Annotated in this window: 19 protein-coding genes; 11 read left to right on the plus strand and 8 right to left on the minus strand. The window is 67.0% G+C overall.

Going from position 1 to position 18730, the window contains the following annotated elements; genetic code table 11:
- The first annotated feature begins 27 nt into the window (after nucleotides 1–27).
- The 3 genes from B6S44_RS05010 to B6S44_RS05020 all read left to right on the plus strand — a co-directional run bounded on the left by B6S44_RS05010 (nucleotide 28) and on the right by B6S44_RS05020 (nucleotide 5140).
- A complete protein-coding gene (locus tag B6S44_RS05010; RefSeq protein WP_129155674.1) occupies nucleotides 28–1161 on the plus strand; it encodes an efflux RND transporter periplasmic adaptor subunit in 1134 nt (377 codons plus the stop codon).
- Between the two features lie 73 nt (nucleotides 1162–1234).
- Nucleotides 1235–4420, plus strand: coding sequence for an efflux RND transporter permease subunit (locus tag B6S44_RS05015; protein ID WP_129155675.1), 3186 nt, complete (start codon nucleotides 1235–1237; stop codon nucleotides 4418–4420).
- Between the two features lie 12 nt (nucleotides 4421–4432).
- Complete coding sequence (locus B6S44_RS05020) at nucleotides 4433–5140, plus strand: glycine-rich domain-containing protein (protein WP_248309455.1); 708 nt, start codon at nucleotides 4433–4435, stop codon at nucleotides 5138–5140.
- A gap of 8 nt (nucleotides 5141–5148) precedes the next feature.
- Here B6S44_RS05020 and B6S44_RS05025 read toward each other — a convergent pair whose 3' ends face one another.
- Nucleotides 5149–5739: a DUF2345 domain-containing protein gene (locus B6S44_RS05025; protein ID WP_129155676.1), complete on the minus strand. Its 591-nt coding sequence runs from the start codon at nucleotides 5737–5739 to the stop codon at nucleotides 5149–5151.
- Nucleotides 5740–5882: 143 nt separating this feature from the next.
- Here B6S44_RS05025 and B6S44_RS05030 point away from each other — a divergent pair, with 143 nt between their 5' ends.
- Both B6S44_RS05030 and aac(3) read left to right on the plus strand, forming a co-directional pair.
- Complete coding sequence (locus B6S44_RS05030) at nucleotides 5883–7340, plus strand: cryptochrome/photolyase family protein (RefSeq protein ID WP_129155677.1); 1458 nt, start codon at nucleotides 5883–5885, stop codon at nucleotides 7338–7340.
- Nucleotides 7341–7349: 9 nt separating this feature from the next.
- Nucleotides 7350–8174, plus strand: a complete 825-nt coding sequence (gene aac(3) / locus B6S44_RS05035) for an aminoglycoside 3-N-acetyltransferase (RefSeq protein ID WP_129155678.1) — start codon at nucleotides 7350–7352, stop codon at nucleotides 8172–8174.
- A gap of 46 nt (nucleotides 8175–8220) precedes the next feature.
- Here aac(3) and B6S44_RS05040 read toward each other — a convergent pair whose 3' ends face one another.
- Complete coding sequence (locus tag B6S44_RS05040) at nucleotides 8221–9030, minus strand: SDR family NAD(P)-dependent oxidoreductase (protein WP_129155679.1); 810 nt, start codon at nucleotides 9028–9030, stop codon at nucleotides 8221–8223.
- Nucleotides 9031–9188: 158 nt separating this feature from the next.
- Between B6S44_RS05040 and B6S44_RS05045 the strand changes: the two genes are divergently transcribed.
- Both B6S44_RS05045 and sseA read left to right on the plus strand, forming a co-directional pair.
- Nucleotides 9189–9905 (plus strand): alanyl-tRNA editing protein, encoded by a 717-nt coding sequence (locus B6S44_RS05045; protein WP_129155680.1) that lies wholly within the window; start codon nucleotides 9189–9191, stop codon nucleotides 9903–9905.
- 48 nt (nucleotides 9906–9953) lie between these two features.
- A complete protein-coding gene (sseA, locus tag B6S44_RS05050; RefSeq protein ID WP_129155681.1) occupies nucleotides 9954–10808 on the plus strand; it encodes a 3-mercaptopyruvate sulfurtransferase in 855 nt (284 codons plus the stop codon).
- 61 nt (nucleotides 10809–10869) lie between these two features.
- On the opposite strand, the gene B6S44_RS05055 is transcribed toward sseA, so the two are convergent.
- Nucleotides 10870–11793 carry a glutaminase gene (locus B6S44_RS05055; RefSeq protein WP_129155682.1) on the minus strand — a complete coding sequence of 308 codons (924 nt, stop codon included), beginning with the start codon at nucleotides 11791–11793 and terminating at the stop codon, nucleotides 10870–10872.
- Nucleotides 11794–11928: 135 nt separating this feature from the next.
- Here B6S44_RS05055 and B6S44_RS05060 point away from each other — a divergent pair, with 135 nt between their 5' ends.
- Nucleotides 11929–12678 (plus strand): proteasome-type protease, encoded by a 750-nt coding sequence (locus tag B6S44_RS05060; RefSeq protein WP_129155683.1) that lies wholly within the window; start codon nucleotides 11929–11931, stop codon nucleotides 12676–12678.
- Here the strand turns inward: B6S44_RS05060 and B6S44_RS05065 are convergent, their stop codons facing one another.
- Both B6S44_RS05065 and B6S44_RS05070 read right to left on the minus strand, forming a co-directional pair.
- Entirely contained in the window at nucleotides 12679–13386 is a 708-nt protein-coding gene (locus B6S44_RS05065) for an ankyrin repeat domain-containing protein (protein WP_129155684.1), read from the minus strand.
- Nucleotides 13387–13640: 254 nt separating this feature from the next.
- On the minus strand, nucleotides 13641–13847 hold the full coding sequence (locus tag B6S44_RS05070; RefSeq protein ID WP_129155685.1) for a TOBE domain-containing protein: 207 nt from the start codon (nucleotides 13845–13847) through the stop codon (nucleotides 13641–13643).
- A gap of 114 nt (nucleotides 13848–13961) precedes the next feature.
- Between B6S44_RS05070 and modA the strand changes: the two genes are divergently transcribed.
- From modA to modC, 3 genes are read left to right on the plus strand one after another with little or no spacing between them, the layout of a single operon-like run.
- Nucleotides 13962–14768, plus strand: coding sequence for a molybdate ABC transporter substrate-binding protein (gene modA, locus B6S44_RS05075; RefSeq protein ID WP_129155686.1), 807 nt, complete (start codon nucleotides 13962–13964; stop codon nucleotides 14766–14768).
- A 24-nt stretch (nucleotides 14769–14792) separates the two neighbouring features.
- Nucleotides 14793–15491 (plus strand): molybdate ABC transporter permease subunit, encoded by a 699-nt coding sequence (gene modB / locus B6S44_RS05080; protein ID WP_465246088.1) that lies wholly within the window; start codon nucleotides 14793–14795, stop codon nucleotides 15489–15491.
- A complete protein-coding gene (gene modC, locus B6S44_RS05085; RefSeq protein ID WP_129155688.1) occupies nucleotides 15488–16579 on the plus strand; it encodes a molybdenum ABC transporter ATP-binding protein in 1092 nt (363 codons plus the stop codon). Before modB ends, modC begins: the two co-directional genes overlap by 4 nt.
- Before the next feature lie 4 nt (nucleotides 16580–16583).
- Here modC and B6S44_RS05090 read toward each other — a convergent pair whose 3' ends face one another.
- The 3 genes from B6S44_RS05090 to B6S44_RS05100 all read right to left on the minus strand — a co-directional run bounded on the left by B6S44_RS05090 (nucleotide 16584) and on the right by B6S44_RS05100 (nucleotide 18556).
- Nucleotides 16584–16982: a winged helix-turn-helix domain-containing protein gene (locus tag B6S44_RS05090; RefSeq protein WP_129155689.1), complete on the minus strand. Its 399-nt coding sequence runs from the start codon at nucleotides 16980–16982 to the stop codon at nucleotides 16584–16586.
- 26 nt (nucleotides 16983–17008) lie between these two features.
- Nucleotides 17009–17644 carry a pyridoxamine 5'-phosphate oxidase family protein gene (locus B6S44_RS05095; protein WP_248309456.1) on the minus strand — a complete coding sequence of 212 codons (636 nt, stop codon included), beginning with the start codon at nucleotides 17642–17644 and terminating at the stop codon, nucleotides 17009–17011.
- A gap of 84 nt (nucleotides 17645–17728) precedes the next feature.
- On the minus strand, nucleotides 17729–18556 hold the full coding sequence (locus B6S44_RS05100; protein WP_129155691.1) for a phosphogluconate dehydrogenase C-terminal domain-containing protein: 828 nt from the start codon (nucleotides 18554–18556) through the stop codon (nucleotides 17729–17731).
- Between the last annotated feature and the right edge of the window lie 174 nt (nucleotides 18557–18730).

Genomic DNA, 18730 nt, shown 5'->3' on the forward strand with positions numbered 1-18730 from the left:
GCCGCGCCCGCATTTTCGGAGTTTCACATGATCCGCCGCTCCAGCCGGGCCCTCGCCGCCCTGGCGGTCCTGCTTCCGGCCCTCTCCGCCGAGGCGCTCGCTCAAGGCGCACCGCCGGCTCCGCCGGTCACCGTCGCCACGCCGCTCGCCAAGCGCGTCACCAACTGGGACGAGTTCACCGGCCGCTTCGAGGCCAGCGAACAGGTCGAGGTCCGGGCTCGCGTCTCCGGTTTCCTCGATTCGGTCCATTTCCGTGATGGTGACCTGGTCAAGACCGGTGACCTGCTGTTCACCATCGACCAGCGGCCCTACAAGCTCGCCGTCGACGCCTCGCGGGCTGAAGTCGCGCGCGCCAAGGCGCAGGTCGACCTTAACCAGAACGAGGTCGAGCGTGCCGAGGCACTGACGCAGAACCGCACCATTACCGCCCGCGACATCGACCAGCGCCGCGCCAACCTCAACGGCGCGATCGCCAGCCAGCAGGCAGCCGAGGCCAACCTGAAGACGGCCGAGCTCAATCTGGAGTGGACGCAGGTGCGCGCCCCGCTTGCCGGCCGCGTCTCGAACAAGCGGGTCGACCAGGGCAACCTGATCGCCGGCGGCCAGTCCGGTGCGACTCTGCTGACTACGATCGTGGCGGTCGACCCAATCAAGTTCGTCTTCGACGCCTCCGAGGCCGACTATCTTCGCTATGCGAAGTCACAGGATTTGCGGAAGCCCGGCACGCCGGTACGTGTGCGGCTTTCGAGCGAAACCAAATGGGACCGGGAAGGCAAGATCGACTTCGTCGACAACGCGCTGAACGCCCGTTCGGCGACGATCCGCACCCGCGCCGTCTTCCCGAATGCCGACGGGCAGCTGACGCCGGGAACCTTCGGACGGCTGCGGCTCTTCGCCGGCGAGGGCGACGCGTTGCTGGTGCCGGACGCCGTCATCGTCTCCGACCAGGCCAACAAGATCGTGCTGACTGTCGGTGCCGACAACAAGGTCGTGCCGAAGCCGGTTCAGCTCGGCGCGATCAGCGATGGGCTACGCGTTATCACAAGCGGCCTCACATCGAGCGACAAGGTGATCGTCAACGGCATCGCCAATCCGATGGTGCGGCCGGGCGTCGCGGTGACGCCGCAGCCGACCGAGATAAAGGCCGCCGCCGCCAACTGAAGGCCTCGATAGGCCGCTTCAAGAGTGGACGGCATATTCCGTCCACCCTGCCCTCTTTGGCCAGGACCAAAGCATGTTCCGCTTCGCCCATTTCTTCATCGACCGGCCGATCTTCGCGACCGTGCTCTCGGTGCTGCTGACGATCGCCGGCGCCATCACCCTGCGCACCCTGCCGATCGCGGAGTATCCCGAGATCGCGCCGCCGACCGTCACGATCACCGCCAACTATCCAGGCGCCTCGGCGGAGGTCGTCGCTTCGACGGTCGCCGCGCCGATCGAGCAGGAAGTCAACGGCGTCGACGACATGCTCTACATCTCGTCGCAGTCGACCGGCGACGGACGCGTCACGATCAACGTCGTCTTCAAGGCCGGCACCGACGTCGACCAGGCCCAGGTTCTCGTGCAGAACCGCGTCTCGGCCGCCGAGCCGCGCCTCCCGCAAGAAGTGCGCACGCTCGGCCTGCAGGTCCGCAAGGCCTCGCCCGACTTCCTGATGGTCATCCACATGCTGTCGCCCGACGGCTCGCGTGACCAGCAATACGTCTCGAACTACACGACGCTCAACGTCAAGGACGTGCTCACCCGCGTCGAGGGCGTCGGCGACGTGCAGGTCTTCGGCGCGCGCGACTATTCGATGCGCGTCTGGCTCGACCCCGCCAAGGTCGCGGCACGCAATCTGACCGCGGGCGACGTCGTCGCTGCGATCCGCGCCGCCAACATCCAGGTCGCGGCGGGCGCGATCAACCAGCCGCCGGCGACGTCGGACGGCGCCTTCCAGCTCTCGGTCAACACGCTCGGGCGCCTCACCAGCATCGACGAGTTCTACAACATCGTCGTCCGTTCGGATGCGGATGGCGGCACGATCCGTGTCCGCGACATCGCCCGCGTCGAGCTCGGCGCGCAGGACTATCTCTCCAACTCCTATCTCGACAACAAGGAAGCCGTCGCGATCGGTGTCTTCCAGCGTCCGGGCACGAACGCGCTGGCGGCCTCGGAGGCCCTCATCAAGACGATGCAGGAGCTGTCGAAGAACTTCCCTGCCGGCGTCGAGCACACCATCGTCTACAACCCGACGGAGTTCATCAGGGAATCGGTCTCGGCCGTGGTGACGACGCTGCTCGAGGCGATCGTGCTCGTCGTGATCGTCGTGATCCTGTTCCTGCAGACCTGGCGCGCCGCGATCATCCCGATCATCGCGATCCCGGTCTCGCTGGTCGGCACCTTCCTGGTGATGAGCGCGGTCGGAATCTCCTTCAACACGATCTCGCTGCTGGCGCTCGTGCTGGCGATCGGCATCGTCGTCGACGACGCGATCGTCGTGGTCGAGAACGTCGAGCGCTACCTCGCACAGGGGATGAGCGCGGTCGACGCAGCGCACAAGACCATGGACGAGGTCGGCGGCGCGCTGCTCGCGATCGCGCTCGTGCTCTGCGCCGTGTTCATCCCGACCGCCTTCATCACCGGCCTGCAAGGCACGTTCTACCAGCAGTTCGCGGTGACGATCGCAGCCTCGACGGCGATCTCGTGCTTCGTCTCGCTAACCTTGTCGCCGGCCCTGGCGGCGATCCTGTTGAAGCCGCACAGCCATGAGGAGCCGAAAGGCTTCCTGGCGACCCTCAGCGCGCCGCTGCGCTGGTTCTTCAAGTACTTCAACAAGGGCTTCGACTGGCTCTCGCGCGCTTATGGCGCGGTGACCTCGCGCCTGATCCGCTTCGGCGTCGTCATGCTGCTGATCTATGCCGCGTTGATCGCGGTCGCCGGCAGGCAACTCGCCGTGGTTCCGACGGGCCTCGTGCCGCAGCTCGACCGTGGTTACTTCATCGCCGTCTTCCAGCTGCCGGCCGGCTCGTCGCTGCCGCGCACCGACGCCGTCATCCGCAAGGCGACCGACATCTTGCTGTCGCGGCCGGGCGTTGCCCATGCCGTCGCCTTCGCCGGCCTCGACGGCGCGACCTTCACGCTGGCGCCCAATGCCGGCGTCGCCTTCGTCACCCTTTCCGATTTCAAGGAACGGGCCAAGGCCGGCCTGACCACGCAGGGGATCCTCAACGATCTGCGCACCCAGCTGTTCCAGATCGGCGAGGCCTTTGCCTTGATCGTCGAGCCCCCGGCCGTCCCAGGCATCGGCACCGGCGGCGGTCTCAAGGGGTATGTCCAGGATCGCGGCGGCAAGGGCCTGGCAGCGCTGGAAGGCGCGACCTGGGCGGTGGCCGGAACGGCGGGCCAGACGCCCGGCATCCAGCAGCCCTTCACGCTGTTCTCGACCAAGACGCCGCAGATCTACGCCGATATCGACCGAACCAAGGCGGAGATGCTCGGCGTTCCCGTGACCCGTATTTTCGAGACCCTGTCGGTCTATATGGGCTCGGCCTATGTCAATGACTTCAACATCCTCGGCCGCACCTTCCGCGTGACGGCGCAGGCCGACAATCCCCAGCGGCTCGACATCCGCGACGTCGCCGACCTGAAGACGCGCAATGCCGATGGCGAGATGGTGCCGATCGGCTCGGTCGCGACCTTCTCGGACACGACCGGCGCCTATCGCGTGCCGCGCTACAACCTCTATCCGGCAGCCGAAGTGCAGCTGTCGATGGCGCGCGGCTACTCGACCGGCCAGGGCATCGCGGCGGTGGAGAAGATCGCGAGCCAGGTGCTGCCTGCCGGCTTCGCCTTCGAATGGACCGAGATCGCGCTGCAGGAGAAGCTCGCCGGCAATACCGCGATCATTGCCTTCGGCCTCGCCGTCGTCTTCGTCTTCCTGCTGCTGGCGGCGCTGTACGAGAGCTGGACCTTGCCGCTCGCCGTCATCCTGATCGTGCCGATGTGTATCCTCGCGGCGATGATCGGCGTCGGCTACAAGGACTTCGACCGCAACGTTCTGGTCGATATCGGCCTCGTCGTGCTCGTCGGCCTCGCAGCAAAGAACGCGATCCTGATCGTCGAGTTCGCCAAGCAGGCCGAGGACGAGGGCATGAGCCGGCGTGATGCCGCGATCGCGGCCGCCAAGACGCGGTTGCGGCCGATCCTGATGACCTCGCTCGCCTTCATCCTGGGCGTGCTGCCACTGACCATCTCGATCGGCGCCGGCGCGGAAATGCGCCAGGTGCTCGGCGTCGCGGTGTTCTCGGGCATGATCGGCGTCACCTTGTTCGGCCTGCTGTTCACCCCGGTGTTCTACGTCGTGGTGCGCTGGCTCGCCTCGCTCGGCGGCAAGAAGAAGCCGGCGGAGCCGAAGCAGGCCACGCCGCAAGCGCACTGACGGAGCAATAGCGTGTCTCCCGCCGCCATCATCATTGGCATGGTGGCGGGGGTCATCCTGCTGATCGTCGCGGGCAACGCGCTCGCTTCATATCGCCGGTTGCGCCGCGCGGAATTCATCCGGCGCTATGCCTGGCCGCGCGGGCTGCTTGACAAGCTCACGGGCCATCATCCCAGCTTCACCCGCAAGGAGACCGCGCTGGTCTCCGAGGGCCTGCGCCAGTTTTTCCTCGCCTATCTCAATTCCGGGCGGCGCGAGGTCGCGATGCCATCGCAGGTCGCGGACGATCTCTGGCACGAGTTCATCCTCTACACCCGCGACTATGGCCGGTTCTGCGACGGCGCCTTCGGGCGCTTCCTGCATCACACGCCAGCGGTCGCCCTGCGCGAGGGCGCGCCGCGCGACAACTCGGCCCTGCGCCGCGTCTGGTGGCAGTGCTGCCAGGACGAGAACATCGACCCGCGGCAGCCCAGCAGGCTCCCTCTCCTTTTCGCCCTCGACACAAAGCTCAAGATCGCCAACGGCTTCGTCTATGCCCCGGATTGCGAGGCACTGCGGCGCAACGGCGATCGCGGCACGCAATGCGGCGGCGACTTCTCGAGCTCCTCCTTCGACGGCAGCACCAGCGGATTTGGAGACAGCAGCAGTTCCTCCGATGCTGGTAGCTCCGACAGCGGCGGAGGCGACGGCGGTGGTTGCGGCGGAGGCGGCGGCGACTGAGCCGCGGCTCAGTTCTGCTTGATCTTCGAGCCCTTGATCACGACGTCGGAGCTCGCCGTCGCATTGATCTTGCCGCTCGCCCGGATCGTCACGTCCTTGCCCTTGAGATCGACAGAGCCGTCCTTCTTCAGGTTGAGCTCTGCCGAGCCGGCATCGAGCCGGATGCTGTCGGCGGCCTTCACCACGAGCGCCTTGCCGCTGGCGATCTCGAAATCCTTGCTGCTGTCGAGATCGATGCTGACCGACGCTGCGACCTCGAAGGCGCGCGTCGCCAGGCTGATCTCGCGGTTGGCGTTCATGGCGAGCGCAGTGCCTGCGATGAGGCTGATGCCGGTGCCGGCCGTCGTCCGCATGCCGGCGCCGACATTGACGACATAGGCCGAGCCCACCGCCGTCCGGAAATTGCTGCCGACGGTCAGCGCCAATTCGGCTCCGACATTGATCGTGAAGGTGCCACCGACCGTGATCGACAGGCCGGCCGGAGCCGTGATCGCGACCGTGCCACCGCGCCCGACATTGACCGCCTGCAGCAGGGCTGCGAGTTGTGCTTCGAGCGCGGCGATGCGCCGGTTCAAGGCCTCGACTTCCGGCGTCGCCATCAGCCCATCCCTCTTCTTTTGCGCGCAGTCGACATAATCTATCACGAAACCTGGCGGCTCGCGGCGCCACTATCCCTTTGCGCCACGCAACCAATCCGGCTCCATCGGCGTATCAGAGCATCGCATCGAGAAGGCCTCACCGAGTGACCGAACGCCCTGCCCTGCTCTGGTTCCGCGACGATCTGCGCCTGTCCGACAATCCAGCCCTGAGAGCGGCGATCGACCGCGGCCCGCTCATCTGCCTCTACATCTTCGACATATCGACGGACCGCCGCCCGCTCGGCGGAGCGGCGCGCTGGTGGCTATCGCGCTCTCTAACCGCGCTGTCCGAGGCCGTCTCGGCGAAAGGCGGCGAATTGCTGATCCTGCGTGGCGATCCGGCCGAGTTGCTGCCACAGATCGTGCAAGCGGCCGATATCGGCTACGCCGCCTGGAACCGACGCTATGACGGCACGGCGATCGCACTCGACAAAGGGCTGAAGGCCGAACTCTCCGCTACCGGAGTCGCTGTCGAGAGCTTCAACGCCAATCTCCTGAACGAGCCATGGCAGGTCACGACGAAGGCCGACGGCCCGTTCAAGGTGTTCACGCCCTATTGGCGTGCCGCGCGCGAACACGGTGAGCCCTCGGCGCCACTTCCGACATCGGACAAGCTGAGCAAGGCGAGGCTGCCGGCGGCCTTGCGCGAGCAGGCGCTTACGGTCGCCGACCTCGCCCTGGAGCCTTCCTCTCCCGACTGGGCCGGCGGATTGCGCGACGCCTGGACGCCGGGCGAGGACGGGGCGCAGGAGCGGCTCGGCACCTTCCTCGACGACGCGATTGCCGGCTATCGCGAGGGGCGCGACCGGCCGGACAAGCTCTCGACCTCGTGGCTGTCGCCGCATCTGCGCTTCGGCGAAATCAGCCCGCGCCAGATCTGGCACGCCATGCAAACAGCGCTGGACACGGGCGACACGCCGGGCTCGGCTGCCGATGTCGAGAAGTTCTTCAGCGAGATCGGCTGGCGCGAGTTCTCCTATCACCTGCTGTTCCACAATCCCGATCTCGCGACGGCCAACTTCAATCGCCGCTTCGACGCGATGTCCTGGGAAAAGGACGAAGCCGGCCTGAAAGCATGGCAGAAAGGCTTAACCGGCTATCCGATCGTCGATGCCGGCCTGCGCCAGCTCTGGCAGACCGGCTGGATGCACAACCGCGTCCGGATGATCGCGGCCTCCTTCCTGATCAAGCATCTTCTGACCGACTGGCGCGCGGGAGAGGCCTGGTTCTGGGATACGCTGGTCGATGCCGATCCGGCGAACAATCCGGCGAGCTGGCAATGGGTCGCGGGCTCAGGTGCCGATGCAGCGCCGTATTTCCGCGTCTTCAACCCGGTGACACAGGGCGAGAAGTTCGACCCGAAGGGCATTTACGTCCGGCGCTTCGTCCCCGAGCTGGCGGAGCTGGACGACAAGTTCATCCATCGTCCCTGGGAAGCGCCGGCGGCTGCGCTGAAGCAGGCCGGGATCGTCCTCGACCGGGACTATCCGAAGCCGATCATCGCCCTCGATTTCGGCCGCCGGCGCGCCCTCGACGCCTTTGCCGCCCTTCGATCCGAGTAGCCGACCGACATGACGCTGCCTCCCGCTTCCTTTGTCACGCGCGCCTCTCTTGCCGCTGATCTCGCCGCACTCGGGCTTGCCTCGGGCGATGCCGTCATGGTCCATGCTGCCGTCAGCAGGGTCGGCCGCCTGCTCGACGGCCCCGACACCATCATCGCCGCGCTCTCCGATGTCGTCGGCCCCGAGGGCGCAGTCCTCGCTTATGCCGATTGGGAGGCGCGCTACGAGGACCTGACGGACAAAGAAGGCCGCGTGCCGCCTGAGTGGCGCGACCACATCCCGCCATTCGATCCGCAGCGCTCGCGCGCCATCCGCGACAATGGCGTGCTGCCGGAATTCCTGCGGACGACGCCGGGCGCGCGGCGCAGCGGCAATCCCGGCGCCTCGCTCGTCGCACTCGGGGCGAAGGCTGAATGGTTCACGGCCGAGCACCCGCTCGACTACGGCTATGGCGAGCGCTCGCCGCTCGCAAAGCTGGTCGAGGCAGGCGGCAAGGTGCTGATGCTCGGCGCGCCGCTCGATACGTTGACCCTGCTGCACCATGCCGAGCACCTGGCTGACATCCCCGGCAAGCGCATCCGGCGGATCGAGGTGCCGCTGGCGACTCCGGCCGGCACGCAATGGCGCATGATCGAGGAGTTCGACACCGGCGACCCGATCGTCGACGGGCTGGCCGAGGACTATTTCGTTGAAATCGTGACGGAGTTCCTCGCCAGTGGCCAAGGCCGGCAGGGACTGGTCGGCGCCGCCCCATCCGTGCTGGTCGATGCTGCTCCGATCACCAGCTTCGGCGCGAACTGGCTCGAAGCGCGGTTCGGATCACGCTCGTCTTGATTCTTGGCTCCGTCGCCCAAGCCGTTGGGCAGAGAGTCGTCTCCAGCTACACCGCCCCATCGCGACGGCCGCCGCGATGCTCGCCGGCCAGCTTGCGCATCGCCCAGAAATAGGCCGGGTAAGGCAGCAGCCGCATCCCCTTCATCAGCCAGGCGAGACGGCGCGGGAAGACGATCTCGAAGCGGTCGCGGGCAAAGCCGTCGACGATGCGCGCCGCAGCCTCTTCGAGCGACACCATGAACGGCATCGGAAAACTGTTGCGCTGGGTCATCGCCGTGTCGACGAAGCCGGGATTGACCAGTTGCAGGCGGATGCCTTGCCGCTCGCAATCGAATTGCAGTGCCTCGCAGAGATGGATGGCGGCTGCTTTCGACGCGCCGTAAGCGGCTGCGCCCGGCAGGCCGCGATAACCCGCCAGCGAGGCGTTCACCGCGATCTGGCCCTTGCCACGCGCCGCCATGCGCTCGGCGACAGCAGCCGCGCCACGCACGACGCCGATGAGATTGACCGCGAAGACCTGCTCGAAGGCGGCGACGTCGATCAGGCCGGGCCCGTTGCGCGGGGCGATGCCGGCATTGAGGAAGGCGAGCGCGATCGGCCCATGCACGCTCTCGATGCCCTCGACCACCGCAGCCATCGCCATCGGATCGGCGACGTCGCCGCAATGAGCGACGATCCGCCCCGGCAAACCATCCGCGCTCAGCGCCAGCGTTTCGAGCTTGTCGAGCCGGCGCGCGGTCGCGGCGACCGTCCAGCCGCGCCGCGCCAATTCCAGCGCCACGGCCGCGCCGATGCCGGAACTCGCTCCGGTCACCCAGGCGACACCGTCCTGCGGCCCGATGCGCGGCATGGTCATCTTTCGGTCGAGCCTCCAGGCCGCGGTAGTCCTGCTCGGACCGTAGTGATGCGGAGCCCTCAGCGGAAGCCCTGCCGGCACCGTCCCCACTTGGCTTCCCACCATCTTTTCCAGCCCGGCCTCGCCTGCGATAAGCTGACTGGAAGAAGGAGATCGCGATGCCGACCGAATTGCTGTTCCGAGCCGATGCCTATCTTGGCGAAACGCCTGCGACCGTTGTCGCGATCAACGAGCGCGGCGGCATCGAGCTCGACCGGACGGTGTTCTACGCCACCGGCGGCGGCCAGCCGGGCGATGTCGGCGTCCTCGTCCGCAGCGACGGCACCGAGATCGCGGTCGGCACGGCGATCTACAATCCCGAGGACAAGAGCCGCATCCTGCATGTCCCGCTCGAAGGCCAGGCCGCGCCGGCCGTCGGCGACACGGTGACGGCAAAGCTCGACTGGGAGCGCCGGCTGAAGCGCATGCGCATCCACACCGCGCTGCATCTGCTCAGCGTCGTCCTGCCCTATCCCGTCACCGGCGGCGCGATCGGCGACGGCGACGGCCGGCTCGATTTCGACATTCCCGAGGGCGGGCTCGACAAGGCCGAACTGACCGAGAAGCTCAATGCACTGGTGGCGAAGAATGCAGCGATCAGCGAGCGCTGGATCACCGACGAGGAGCTCGACGCCAATCCCGGCCTGGTCAAGACCATGTCGGTCAAGCCGCCGCGCGGCTCGGGCCGGGTCCGGCTGGTCTCGATCGATGGCATCGACCTGCAGCCCTGCGGTGGCACGCATGTGCGCAACACCTCCGAGATCGGCGCGGTCGTCGTCACCGATGTCGAGAAGAAGGGCAAGCAGAACCGGCGCGTGCGCATCGCGCTCGCTTGAACGTTCCGTCATAACATCCTGAAAATAGACTCTTTCGAGGACGCGCGCATGGCCCGCAACGACATCTTCGTCTCCACGCAATGGCTGGCCGAGCGGCTCGACGCGCCCGACATCGTCATCGTCGATGGCTCCTATTACCTGCCGGCCCAGAAGCGCGACGCGGCGGCCGAATATGCGCAGCAGCGCATCCCCGGCGCGGTCCGTTTCGACATCGACGCGATCAAGGACGAGAGCTCCAGCCTGCCGCATATGCTGCCGCGGCCGGACGCCTTCGCCGCCGCCGTCGGCGCCATGGGCATCGGCGACGGCATGCGCATTGTCGTCTATGACGGGCTCGGCCTGTTCTCGGCGCCGCGCGTGCGCTGGACCTTCCAGACCTTCGGCGCCAAGGATGTGGTCATCCTCGACGGCGGCCTGCCGCAATGGCTGGCGGAGGGCCGGCCGGTCCGGGATGGCACTCCAAGGCAGCGTGCACCGCGCACATTCACCGCCAGGCTCGACCATTCCGCCGTTGCCGATATCGACGACGTGGCGCGCGCGCTGGAGAGCGGCGCCATCCAGGTGGTCGATGCACGCCCGGCCGACCGCTTCCGCGGCGAGGCGCCGGAGCCGCGGCCCGGCCTGCGCTCGGGCCACATGCCGGGCGCGCTCAACCTGCCCTCCTCCGCCTTGGTGGCCGACGGCAAGCTCAAGGAGCCGGAGGCGCTCGTCGCGGCCTTCCGCGAAGCCGGCGTCGACATCGACAAGCCGTTGCTGACGAGCTGCGGCTCGGGCGTCTCGGCCGTGATCCTGTCGACGGCGCTGGAGCTGCTCGGCAAGCCGGCGCGCTCCGTCTATGACGGCTCCTGGGCCGAGTGGGGTGCGAGCGAGCGCCCGGCCGCAACCGGACCGGCGAAGGGCTGACTAGTTATTTGTTTTGCGCGAATTCTGATCGTTCGACCGTGCCGGTCGAACGGAAAGCGCGCTAGAAAACCGACCAGCCGGTGCGCTCGACCAGGCGTTCGAGCGCGAGCGCGCCGACATGCGAGGTGCCGGCAGCGTTGAGCCCGGGCGACCAGACCGCGATCGCCGCCTGCTTCGGCACGATGGCGAGAATGCCGCCGCCGACGCCGCTCTTGCCGGGCAGGCCGACCTTGAAGGCGAACTCGCCCGAGGCGTCGTAATGGCCGCAGGTCATCATCAGCGCCTTGACGCGGCGGGCCCGCGCCGGGCGGCAGACCATGTCGCCGGTCAACGGGTCCACCCCATCGCCCGCGAGAAACAGGCCGGCGCGGGCGAGTTGGACGCAACTCAAGCTCAGCGCGCATTGGTGGAAATAAACGTCGAGGACCTCGGCGACCGGGTTCTTCAGATTGCCGAAGGCGCGGATGAAATTGGCGAGGCTGGCATTGCGGAAGCCGGTCTGCGCCTCCGACCCCGCCACCTCCTTGTCGATCGCCACTGTGCGGTCGCCGGAGCGCTCGCGCAGGAAGGCGAGGATCTCGGCCGCCGTCTTCTTCGGCGTCCGGCCGGTCAGTAGCGCATCGGTGACGACGAGCGCGCCGGCATTGATGAACGGGTTGCGCGGCACGCCGCGCTCCTGCTCGAGCTGGACGATCGAATTGAAGGGCGAGCCCGAGGGTTCGCGCCCAACTCGGTGCCAGAGCCGGGCGCCGACCCGCTCCAGCGCCAGCGTCAGGGTGAAGACCTTGGAGATGCTCTGGATCGAGAATGGCACCGTGGCGTCGCCGGCTTCCGCCCGCTCGCCGCTGCAGGTGATGACGGCAAGGCCGAAGCCGCGCGGATCGACTCGCGACAGCGCCGGAATGTAGTCGGCTACCTTACCGGCGCCGATATGATCTGAGACATCGGCATGCACGGCCGCGACGGTGTCCGAGAGGTTGCGCATGTCCGAACTCCGCCACGTCCTAGCCGATAACCGGTCGACCTTGGCATTCGCCCATCCGTGCCGCAATCGCGCCACCCAGAGCTTGGCAAACTCGGTACCCCCTGCGCATGCTGCGCCCGCGCTGGGGAACCAACTATGACTTATTGCCTCGGGATCCTGTTGCCGTCGGGCCTGATCCTCGCCTCGGATTCCCGCTCCAGCGCCGGCGTCGACCAGATCGCCGTGGTCAAGAAGCTCGCTCTGTTCGAGGTCGCGAACGAGCGGGTGATCGCGATCCTCTCGGCTGGGAACCTGGCGACGACACAGGCCGTGATCACGATGATCAGGCAATACACCAAGCATAAGCAGGACAGCGCCTCGGGCGGCGAGAACCGCGACATCCTGGCGGCGCGCACGATGTTCGACGTGGCGCAGATCGTCGGCGGCGTCTTGCGCGAGGTGCTGCGCGCCAATCGCGCCTTCGTCGAGCCCTATGGCGACCCGAATGGCTCCTTCCTGGTTGCCGGCCAGATCGCAGGCGAGCCGCACCGGCTCTTCCAGGTCTATTCGGCCGGCAACTTCGTCGAAGCCTCGGGACGCACCCAGTTTCTCCAGCTTGGCGAGACCAAATACGGCAAGCCGATCCTCGACCGGGCGCTGCAGGAGGCGAGCGGGCTCGACGAGGCGGCCAAGCTTGCTCTGCTCTCCTTCGATGCCACGGTCCGCTCGAACCTCTCGGTCGCTCCGCCGATCGATCTCTTGCGCTACGAGGCCGACAGTTTCTCGACCCGGCATCTCGCCAAATACGACAGTAATCACCCCTATTGGGCCGACATGCGCCAGCGCTACAGCGACGGGCTGACGGCGCTGGTGGCGAGCCTGCCGGCACCGGATTTCCCTCCTTGACTACTGCAGCAGCGCGACCATCGCCGCATAGCCGCGGCGGCGGGCATGCTCGAGCGGCGTGACGCCGTCGCGATCGGCGAGGTCGCGGCGCGCACCCGCCCCGACCAGCGCCCTCACCGTCTCGACATGACGCGGTCCGCCATCGCCGAGGATCACCGCTTCGATCAGCGCGGTCCAGCCGAGATTGTTGACATGGTCGAGCGGCGCGCCGGCGGCGATCAACTCGCGCACCACGCCGTCATGGCCGAGATGGGCGGCCGCGATCAGCGCCGTGCCGCGATAGGGGCTGGTGATGGCGCGCGCGTCGCCCCCGATGGCGAGCGCAGTGCGCATGGTCTCCAGATCGTCGGCGACGGCTGCGATCGTGATCGCATCATAGGATTGGCCGTCGAGAGCGCGGGGATCGGCTCCCGCCTTGGCGAGTTCGCGCATCGCCTCGCGCTGACGGGCATGGGTCGCGACATGCAGCGCGGTGCGGCCTCCGCCGTCCCGGGCTTCGAGCCGGTTGCCGGATGCGACTGCTTGACGGAGGGCAGCGAGGTCGCCGCGATGAGCCGCAAGATGCAGCGCATCATAGGCTGCGATCTCGGCCGGCGATGGCGGAATCTGGGCTTCCGCAACAGGACTCAGGCTGAGGCTCCCAACGATGAGAAGGCTCCGAAACGCGTTTCGGCAAACGTTAGCCCCGCGTCGTTTCGTCTCAGGCATCGGCGTTTACCCATCATTCTAGCGCGATCGGCGCGATTAAATGCAATTTGCTCAAAATAGGGTCAGCTTTGCTGTCCCTTCCCCCTTGCGAGCTGTCCCACGTCGCCCTATTTCCTGTGCACCGCAGCAGCGATGTTGCGGCGCCCTCCTTGGGCGTTTCCTCCCTAGACTTGGGCCTGCGCTTCGGCGTGGGCCTTTTTCTTTGCGCAGAAGGCTACGCAGCTGGCATCGGCCGCGCAACCGGGCGCCGCTGATCAGTCGATCGCGATCATCACGTCGGAGGCCTTCACCACGGCATAGGCCTTCTGCCCGACGGCGAGCTGTAGCTCCTCGACCGCGGCATTGGTGATCGCCGAGGTGACGATGGTGCCGCCGACATCGAGCTTCACATGGGCGGTGGTCGCGCCCTTGACGATCTCGACGATGGTGCCCTTGAGCTGGTTGCGGGCAGAAATCTTCATGCTGGTCTCCTCGATCTGACAACCTCGCGAGTCCGCGTCACGCAGACTCGACCTTTGGTCGCTCACCGTTATATTCGGCCGCACATAGCGACAGCAACTGCAGCGAGGCCCCTCATGCCATCGAACCGCCGAAACGTTCTGGGTTTCACCGCCGCGCTGCTGATCGGCGTCGCCTCCTTCACCGGCCCGGCCCTCGCCCAGAGCAAGGAGCTGGTGATCTTCGCCGCCGCGAGCCTGAAGAACGCACTCGACGAGGCCACAGCTAATTGGGTCAAGGAGAGCGGCAAGCCGGCACCCAAGATCTCCTATGCCGCCAGCAACGCGCTGGCGAAGCAGCTCGAACAGGGCGCGCCGGCCGACCTCTTCCTCTCGGCCGATCTCGACTGGATGGACTATGCGGCCGGCAAGAACCTGATCAACAAGGACAGCCGCATCAGCCTGCTCGCCAACCGGATCGCGCTGATCGCACCCGCCGATGCCACGACCACCGTGACGCTGGCGCCGGGCGTCGATCTCTCCGCCGCGCTCGGCTCCAGCCGGCTCGCGATGGGCAATGTCGATTCGGTGCCGGCCGGCAAATACGGCAAGGCGGCGCTGGAGAAGCTCGGCGGCTGGGACAAGGTCAAGGACAAGATCGCCCAGAGCGACAATGTCCGCGCCGCGCTGCTCCTCGTCTCGCGTGGCGAAGCGCCGCTCGGCATCGTCTACACCACCGACGCCGCCGCCGATCCCAAGGTCAAGGTGATCGCGACCTTCCCGGAAGACACCCACCCGCCGATCGTCTACCCCGTCGCCATCACCAAGGATTCGGCCAATCCCGACGCGCAGGGCTTCCTCACCTATTTACGCGGCAACGGCGCCAAGGCCAGCTTCGAGAAGCAGGGCTTCACGGTCCTGAACAAGCCCGCTTCATCCTCGTAAGGCATTGCTCGTAAGGGATTGCTCGTGAGCGCCTGGCTGACGCCGGAAGAATGGACGGCCGTTCGCCTCAGCCTGATCGTCGCGACCACCGCCATGCTGGCGAGCCTCCCTCTGGGGCTCGCCGTCGCCTGGCTGCTGGCGCGCGGGCGCTTCTGGGGCAAGTCACTGCTCGACGCCGTCATCCATCTGCCGCTGATCCTGCCGCCGGTCGTCACCGGCTATCTCCTGCTGATCGGCTTTGGCCGGCGCGGGCCGATCGGCCAGTTCCTCTATGACTGGTTCGGCATCGTGCTGTCCTTTCGCTGGACGGGGGCGGCGCTCGCCTGCGCCGTGATGGGCTTCCCGCTGATGGTCCGGGCGATCCGGCTCTCGATCGAGGCGATCGACCGCAAGCTCGAGGATGCGGCGGGAACGCTCGGCGCAGGTCCGTTCTGGGTATTCCTGACGGTGACGCTGCCGCTCGCCTTGCCCGGCATCCTCGCCGGCATGATCTTGTGCTTCGCCAAGGCGATGGGCGAGTTCGGCGCGACCATCACCTTCGTCTCCAATATTCCCGGCGAGACGCAGACGCTGCCCTCGGCGATCTACACCTTCACCCAAGTGCCGAATGGCGACGCCGGCGCAATGCGGCTCACCCTGATCTCGATTGCGATCTCGGTGGCGGCGCTGTTCGCGTCGGAATTCCTGGCGCGGCTGGTCGGCCGGCGGATCGCCGTCGAATGAGCGCGGTCATCGAGGTTTCCGTGGCGCATAGACTGGGCGCCTTCGCGCTCGATGCGGACTTCGCGTCAGATGGTCGCCTGACGGCGCTGTTCGGCCGCTCGGGCTCGGGCAAGACCTCGCTCGTCAACGTGATCTCCGGGCTGATCCGGCCGCAGTACGGCCGCGTCGTCATCGACGGGCGGGTGATGGTCGACAGCGCCATCGGCGTCTTCGTGCCCAAGCACAGACGCCGCATCGGCTATGTCTTCCAGGAAGCGCGGCTCTTCCCGCATCTCTCGGTCCGGCAGAACCTGCTCTATGGCCGCTGGTTCGCGCCGAAAGCGGAAGATGGTGGCAGCAAGCTCGACGACGTTCTCGATCTGCTCGGCATCGGCCATCTCTTACAAAGGCAGCCGGGTGCGCTCTCCGGTGGCGAGAAACAGCGCGTCGCGATCGGCCGCGCTTTGCTGGCCAAGCCGCGGCTGCTGCTGATGGACGAGCCGCTCGCCTCGCTCGACGAAGAGCGCAAGGCCGAAATCCTGCCCTATATCGAGCGCCTGCGCGACGGATTCGGTATTCCGATCGTCTATGTCTCGCACTCGATCGCCGAGGTGGCGCGGCTGGCCACCCATCTCGTCATCCTCGACCAGGGCAAGGTGTCGATGAGCGGGCCGACGGCCGAGTTGATGTCTCGCCCCGACGTCCCGATCCTCTCCACCTCGGCGGAGGCCGGCTCCATCCTCGAGGCGCGCGTTCTGCGGCATGAGCCCGAACACGGGCTGACGATCCTGGAGACCCCGGCGGGGCCATTGCAGATCGGTAGGCGCAAGGCTCCGGAAGGGACGGCATTGCGCGTGCGCATCCTCGCCAGTGACGTGATGCTGAGCTTGAAGCCGCTCGACGGGATCAGTGCCCTCAACGTCCTGCCCGGAACGGTCGCTGCGATCGGCGCACGGCATGGCGATGGCGGAGCGCTGGAAGTAAGGCTCGACTGCAACGGCGCCGGCCTGCTCGCCCGCCTCACCGTGAAATCGGCCGAGCAGTTGGAGTTGAGGCCCGGCAGCGCGGTCTATGCGGTGATCAAGAGCGTCTCGATCGATACGCCGTGAGCGCTCAGGCCTTCTTGCCCGGCTCGCGCAGGGGCGCCGTCAGGGAGACCGCCGCGCGCAGCGCCGCGATCTCATATGCTCCCGCTTCAAGCGTCTTCGCCTCGATGGCGCGATAATTCGCGACGATCTCGCGACCGAGCGGGGTCAGATGGGCCCCGCCGCCCTTGGCCCCACCGGGCTGCGCCTCGACCAATGGCGCGCGGAAGATGCGGTTGAGATCGTCGACGAGCAGCCAGGCGCGCCGATAGGACATCTTCATCGAACGACCGGCGGCCGAGATCGAGCCGGTCTCGCCGATCGCCTCCAGGAGCTGCACCTTGCCGGGGCCGAGGCGTCCGCCCGGCGTGAAGTCGAGCCGGAAGCTGAAGCGCGTGGCTGGCAGAGACTTGTCAGCCTTGGACATGTCCGGCCCTCCGCGGCCGCGCGCGCTCAATAGAGCCGCGTGCGATAGCCTTCTTCCATATTGGCGTCGGCTTCGGCGGCGTCGATTGCCTTGGTCTGCTCGGCGACGATACGCCCCAGCGTCGGGAAGCTGCCCCGCTCGACCTGTGACTCCTGACCCCAGAGCTTCGAGCGGATCAGTGCCTTGCCGCAGTGGAAATAGGCTTCGTCGACCTCGACGATCAGGCCGAGCTTCGGCGCCTTCTCCTGCATGGCCAGGGGCTCCAGCAGCGCCGCATCCGTGGTCATCCGCGCCCGGCCGTTGACGCGCAGGGTCTCGTTGATCCCTGGCACGAAGAAGACGAGGCCGACACCGGGAGCGCTCAGGACATTGCCGAGGGAATCGACCCGGTTGTTGCCGCGCCGGTCGGGGATCAGCAATGTCCGCTCGTCGAGCACCTGGACGAAGCCTGGCCCGTCGCCGCGTGGACTGGCATCCGCCCTGCCCTCGCTATCGGCACTCGCCAGCACGAGGAACGGCGAGAGCGCGATGAAATCGCGGCAGAACTGGTCGAGCCGATCGAGCACCTTCTTCTGCGCGAGCGGATGCACTTCACCGACCAGTGAGCGCAGTTGCGCCGGATCCTCGACAGTCAGGCTCGGCTTCTCGCTGATCGCGCTCATCTCACTCTCCGAAGGCATGCCGGGCCAGCCGGCGAAGGAGGCATAACATGGCTTCAAGACCGACCGAAGCCTCGCCGGACAACCTCAGGTAATGCGCCTGACGCTGTCGGCGATCTCGTCCGGCTCGAACAGGCGTTTCCAGTCGGGCCGGAGGATCGTCTCCTTGCCGAAGACGATCGCCTTGTTGCAGGCGTCGGAGAACACGCCCTGGACCTCGTCGAAGGTCACCGCCGCAAGGATGTTCATGTGGCCGAGCAGGAAGTCGCGCGCCGCCTCGCGCGGCACGCCGCGGGCGATCGCCTCCTCCATCGCCTCGCGCATCGCGTCGAGCAGCGTGGCGCAGACGGTTTCCGACAGGCCGGGCTCGAGGATCGCCATCTGCTCGACGGTGACCCGATGCGAGCGCATCACCGGCGCCCAGATCGCCCGCGCCACTTCCTCTCCAAGCGCGTAATGCGCTTCCGGCCCCTGCATCAATGCGTTGACGATATGCTGCTTGGCGGCGATTCCACCGAAATGATCGGCGCGCGCCGCCGGGTCGGTCTCGTCGTTGAAGATCGGCGGATGGCAGGGATGGGTGACGAAATAGGTGATGTCGGCACGCTCGGGCAGATGGCCGGCATGAGGCGCGGCGGCATCGAGGATGACGACGATCGTCCCGGCCGCCAGCTTCGGCACGAGATCGCGGGCCACCGCGCCGACGGCGGTATCCGGCACCGCCAGAATCACGACCTCCGCCCCCGCGATCGCGGCATCAGGCTCTATACAAGCGGCGCCGAACGCTTCGCGAACGCGCTCGCGGCCCGCCGGACTGACCTCGACATGACGGGTCTCGAAGCGCGAGCGGGCGAGATTGCGGCCGAGCCGCATGCCCATCTTGCCGCCGGCACCGAACAGCGCGACCACCGTCATCGTCTTCCTCCGGATTCACGCGTCCGTTGCCGACGCTGTCCGACAAGCTCGCAGGCCTTTCCATCAGGCGTCAACGCCGGCGTCCCGCAGCTTGCGTGCGCCCGTTGTCCGGTTGACGCATGACCCATACGTCAATCTTGCATGCAAGATGACGCCTAAGATTGACGCGCTTGG

Origin of the sequence: Allobosea sp. Tri-44 (genome assembly GCF_004123845.1) — a bacterium.
GTDB lineage: Bacteria > Pseudomonadota > Alphaproteobacteria > Rhizobiales > Beijerinckiaceae > Allobosea.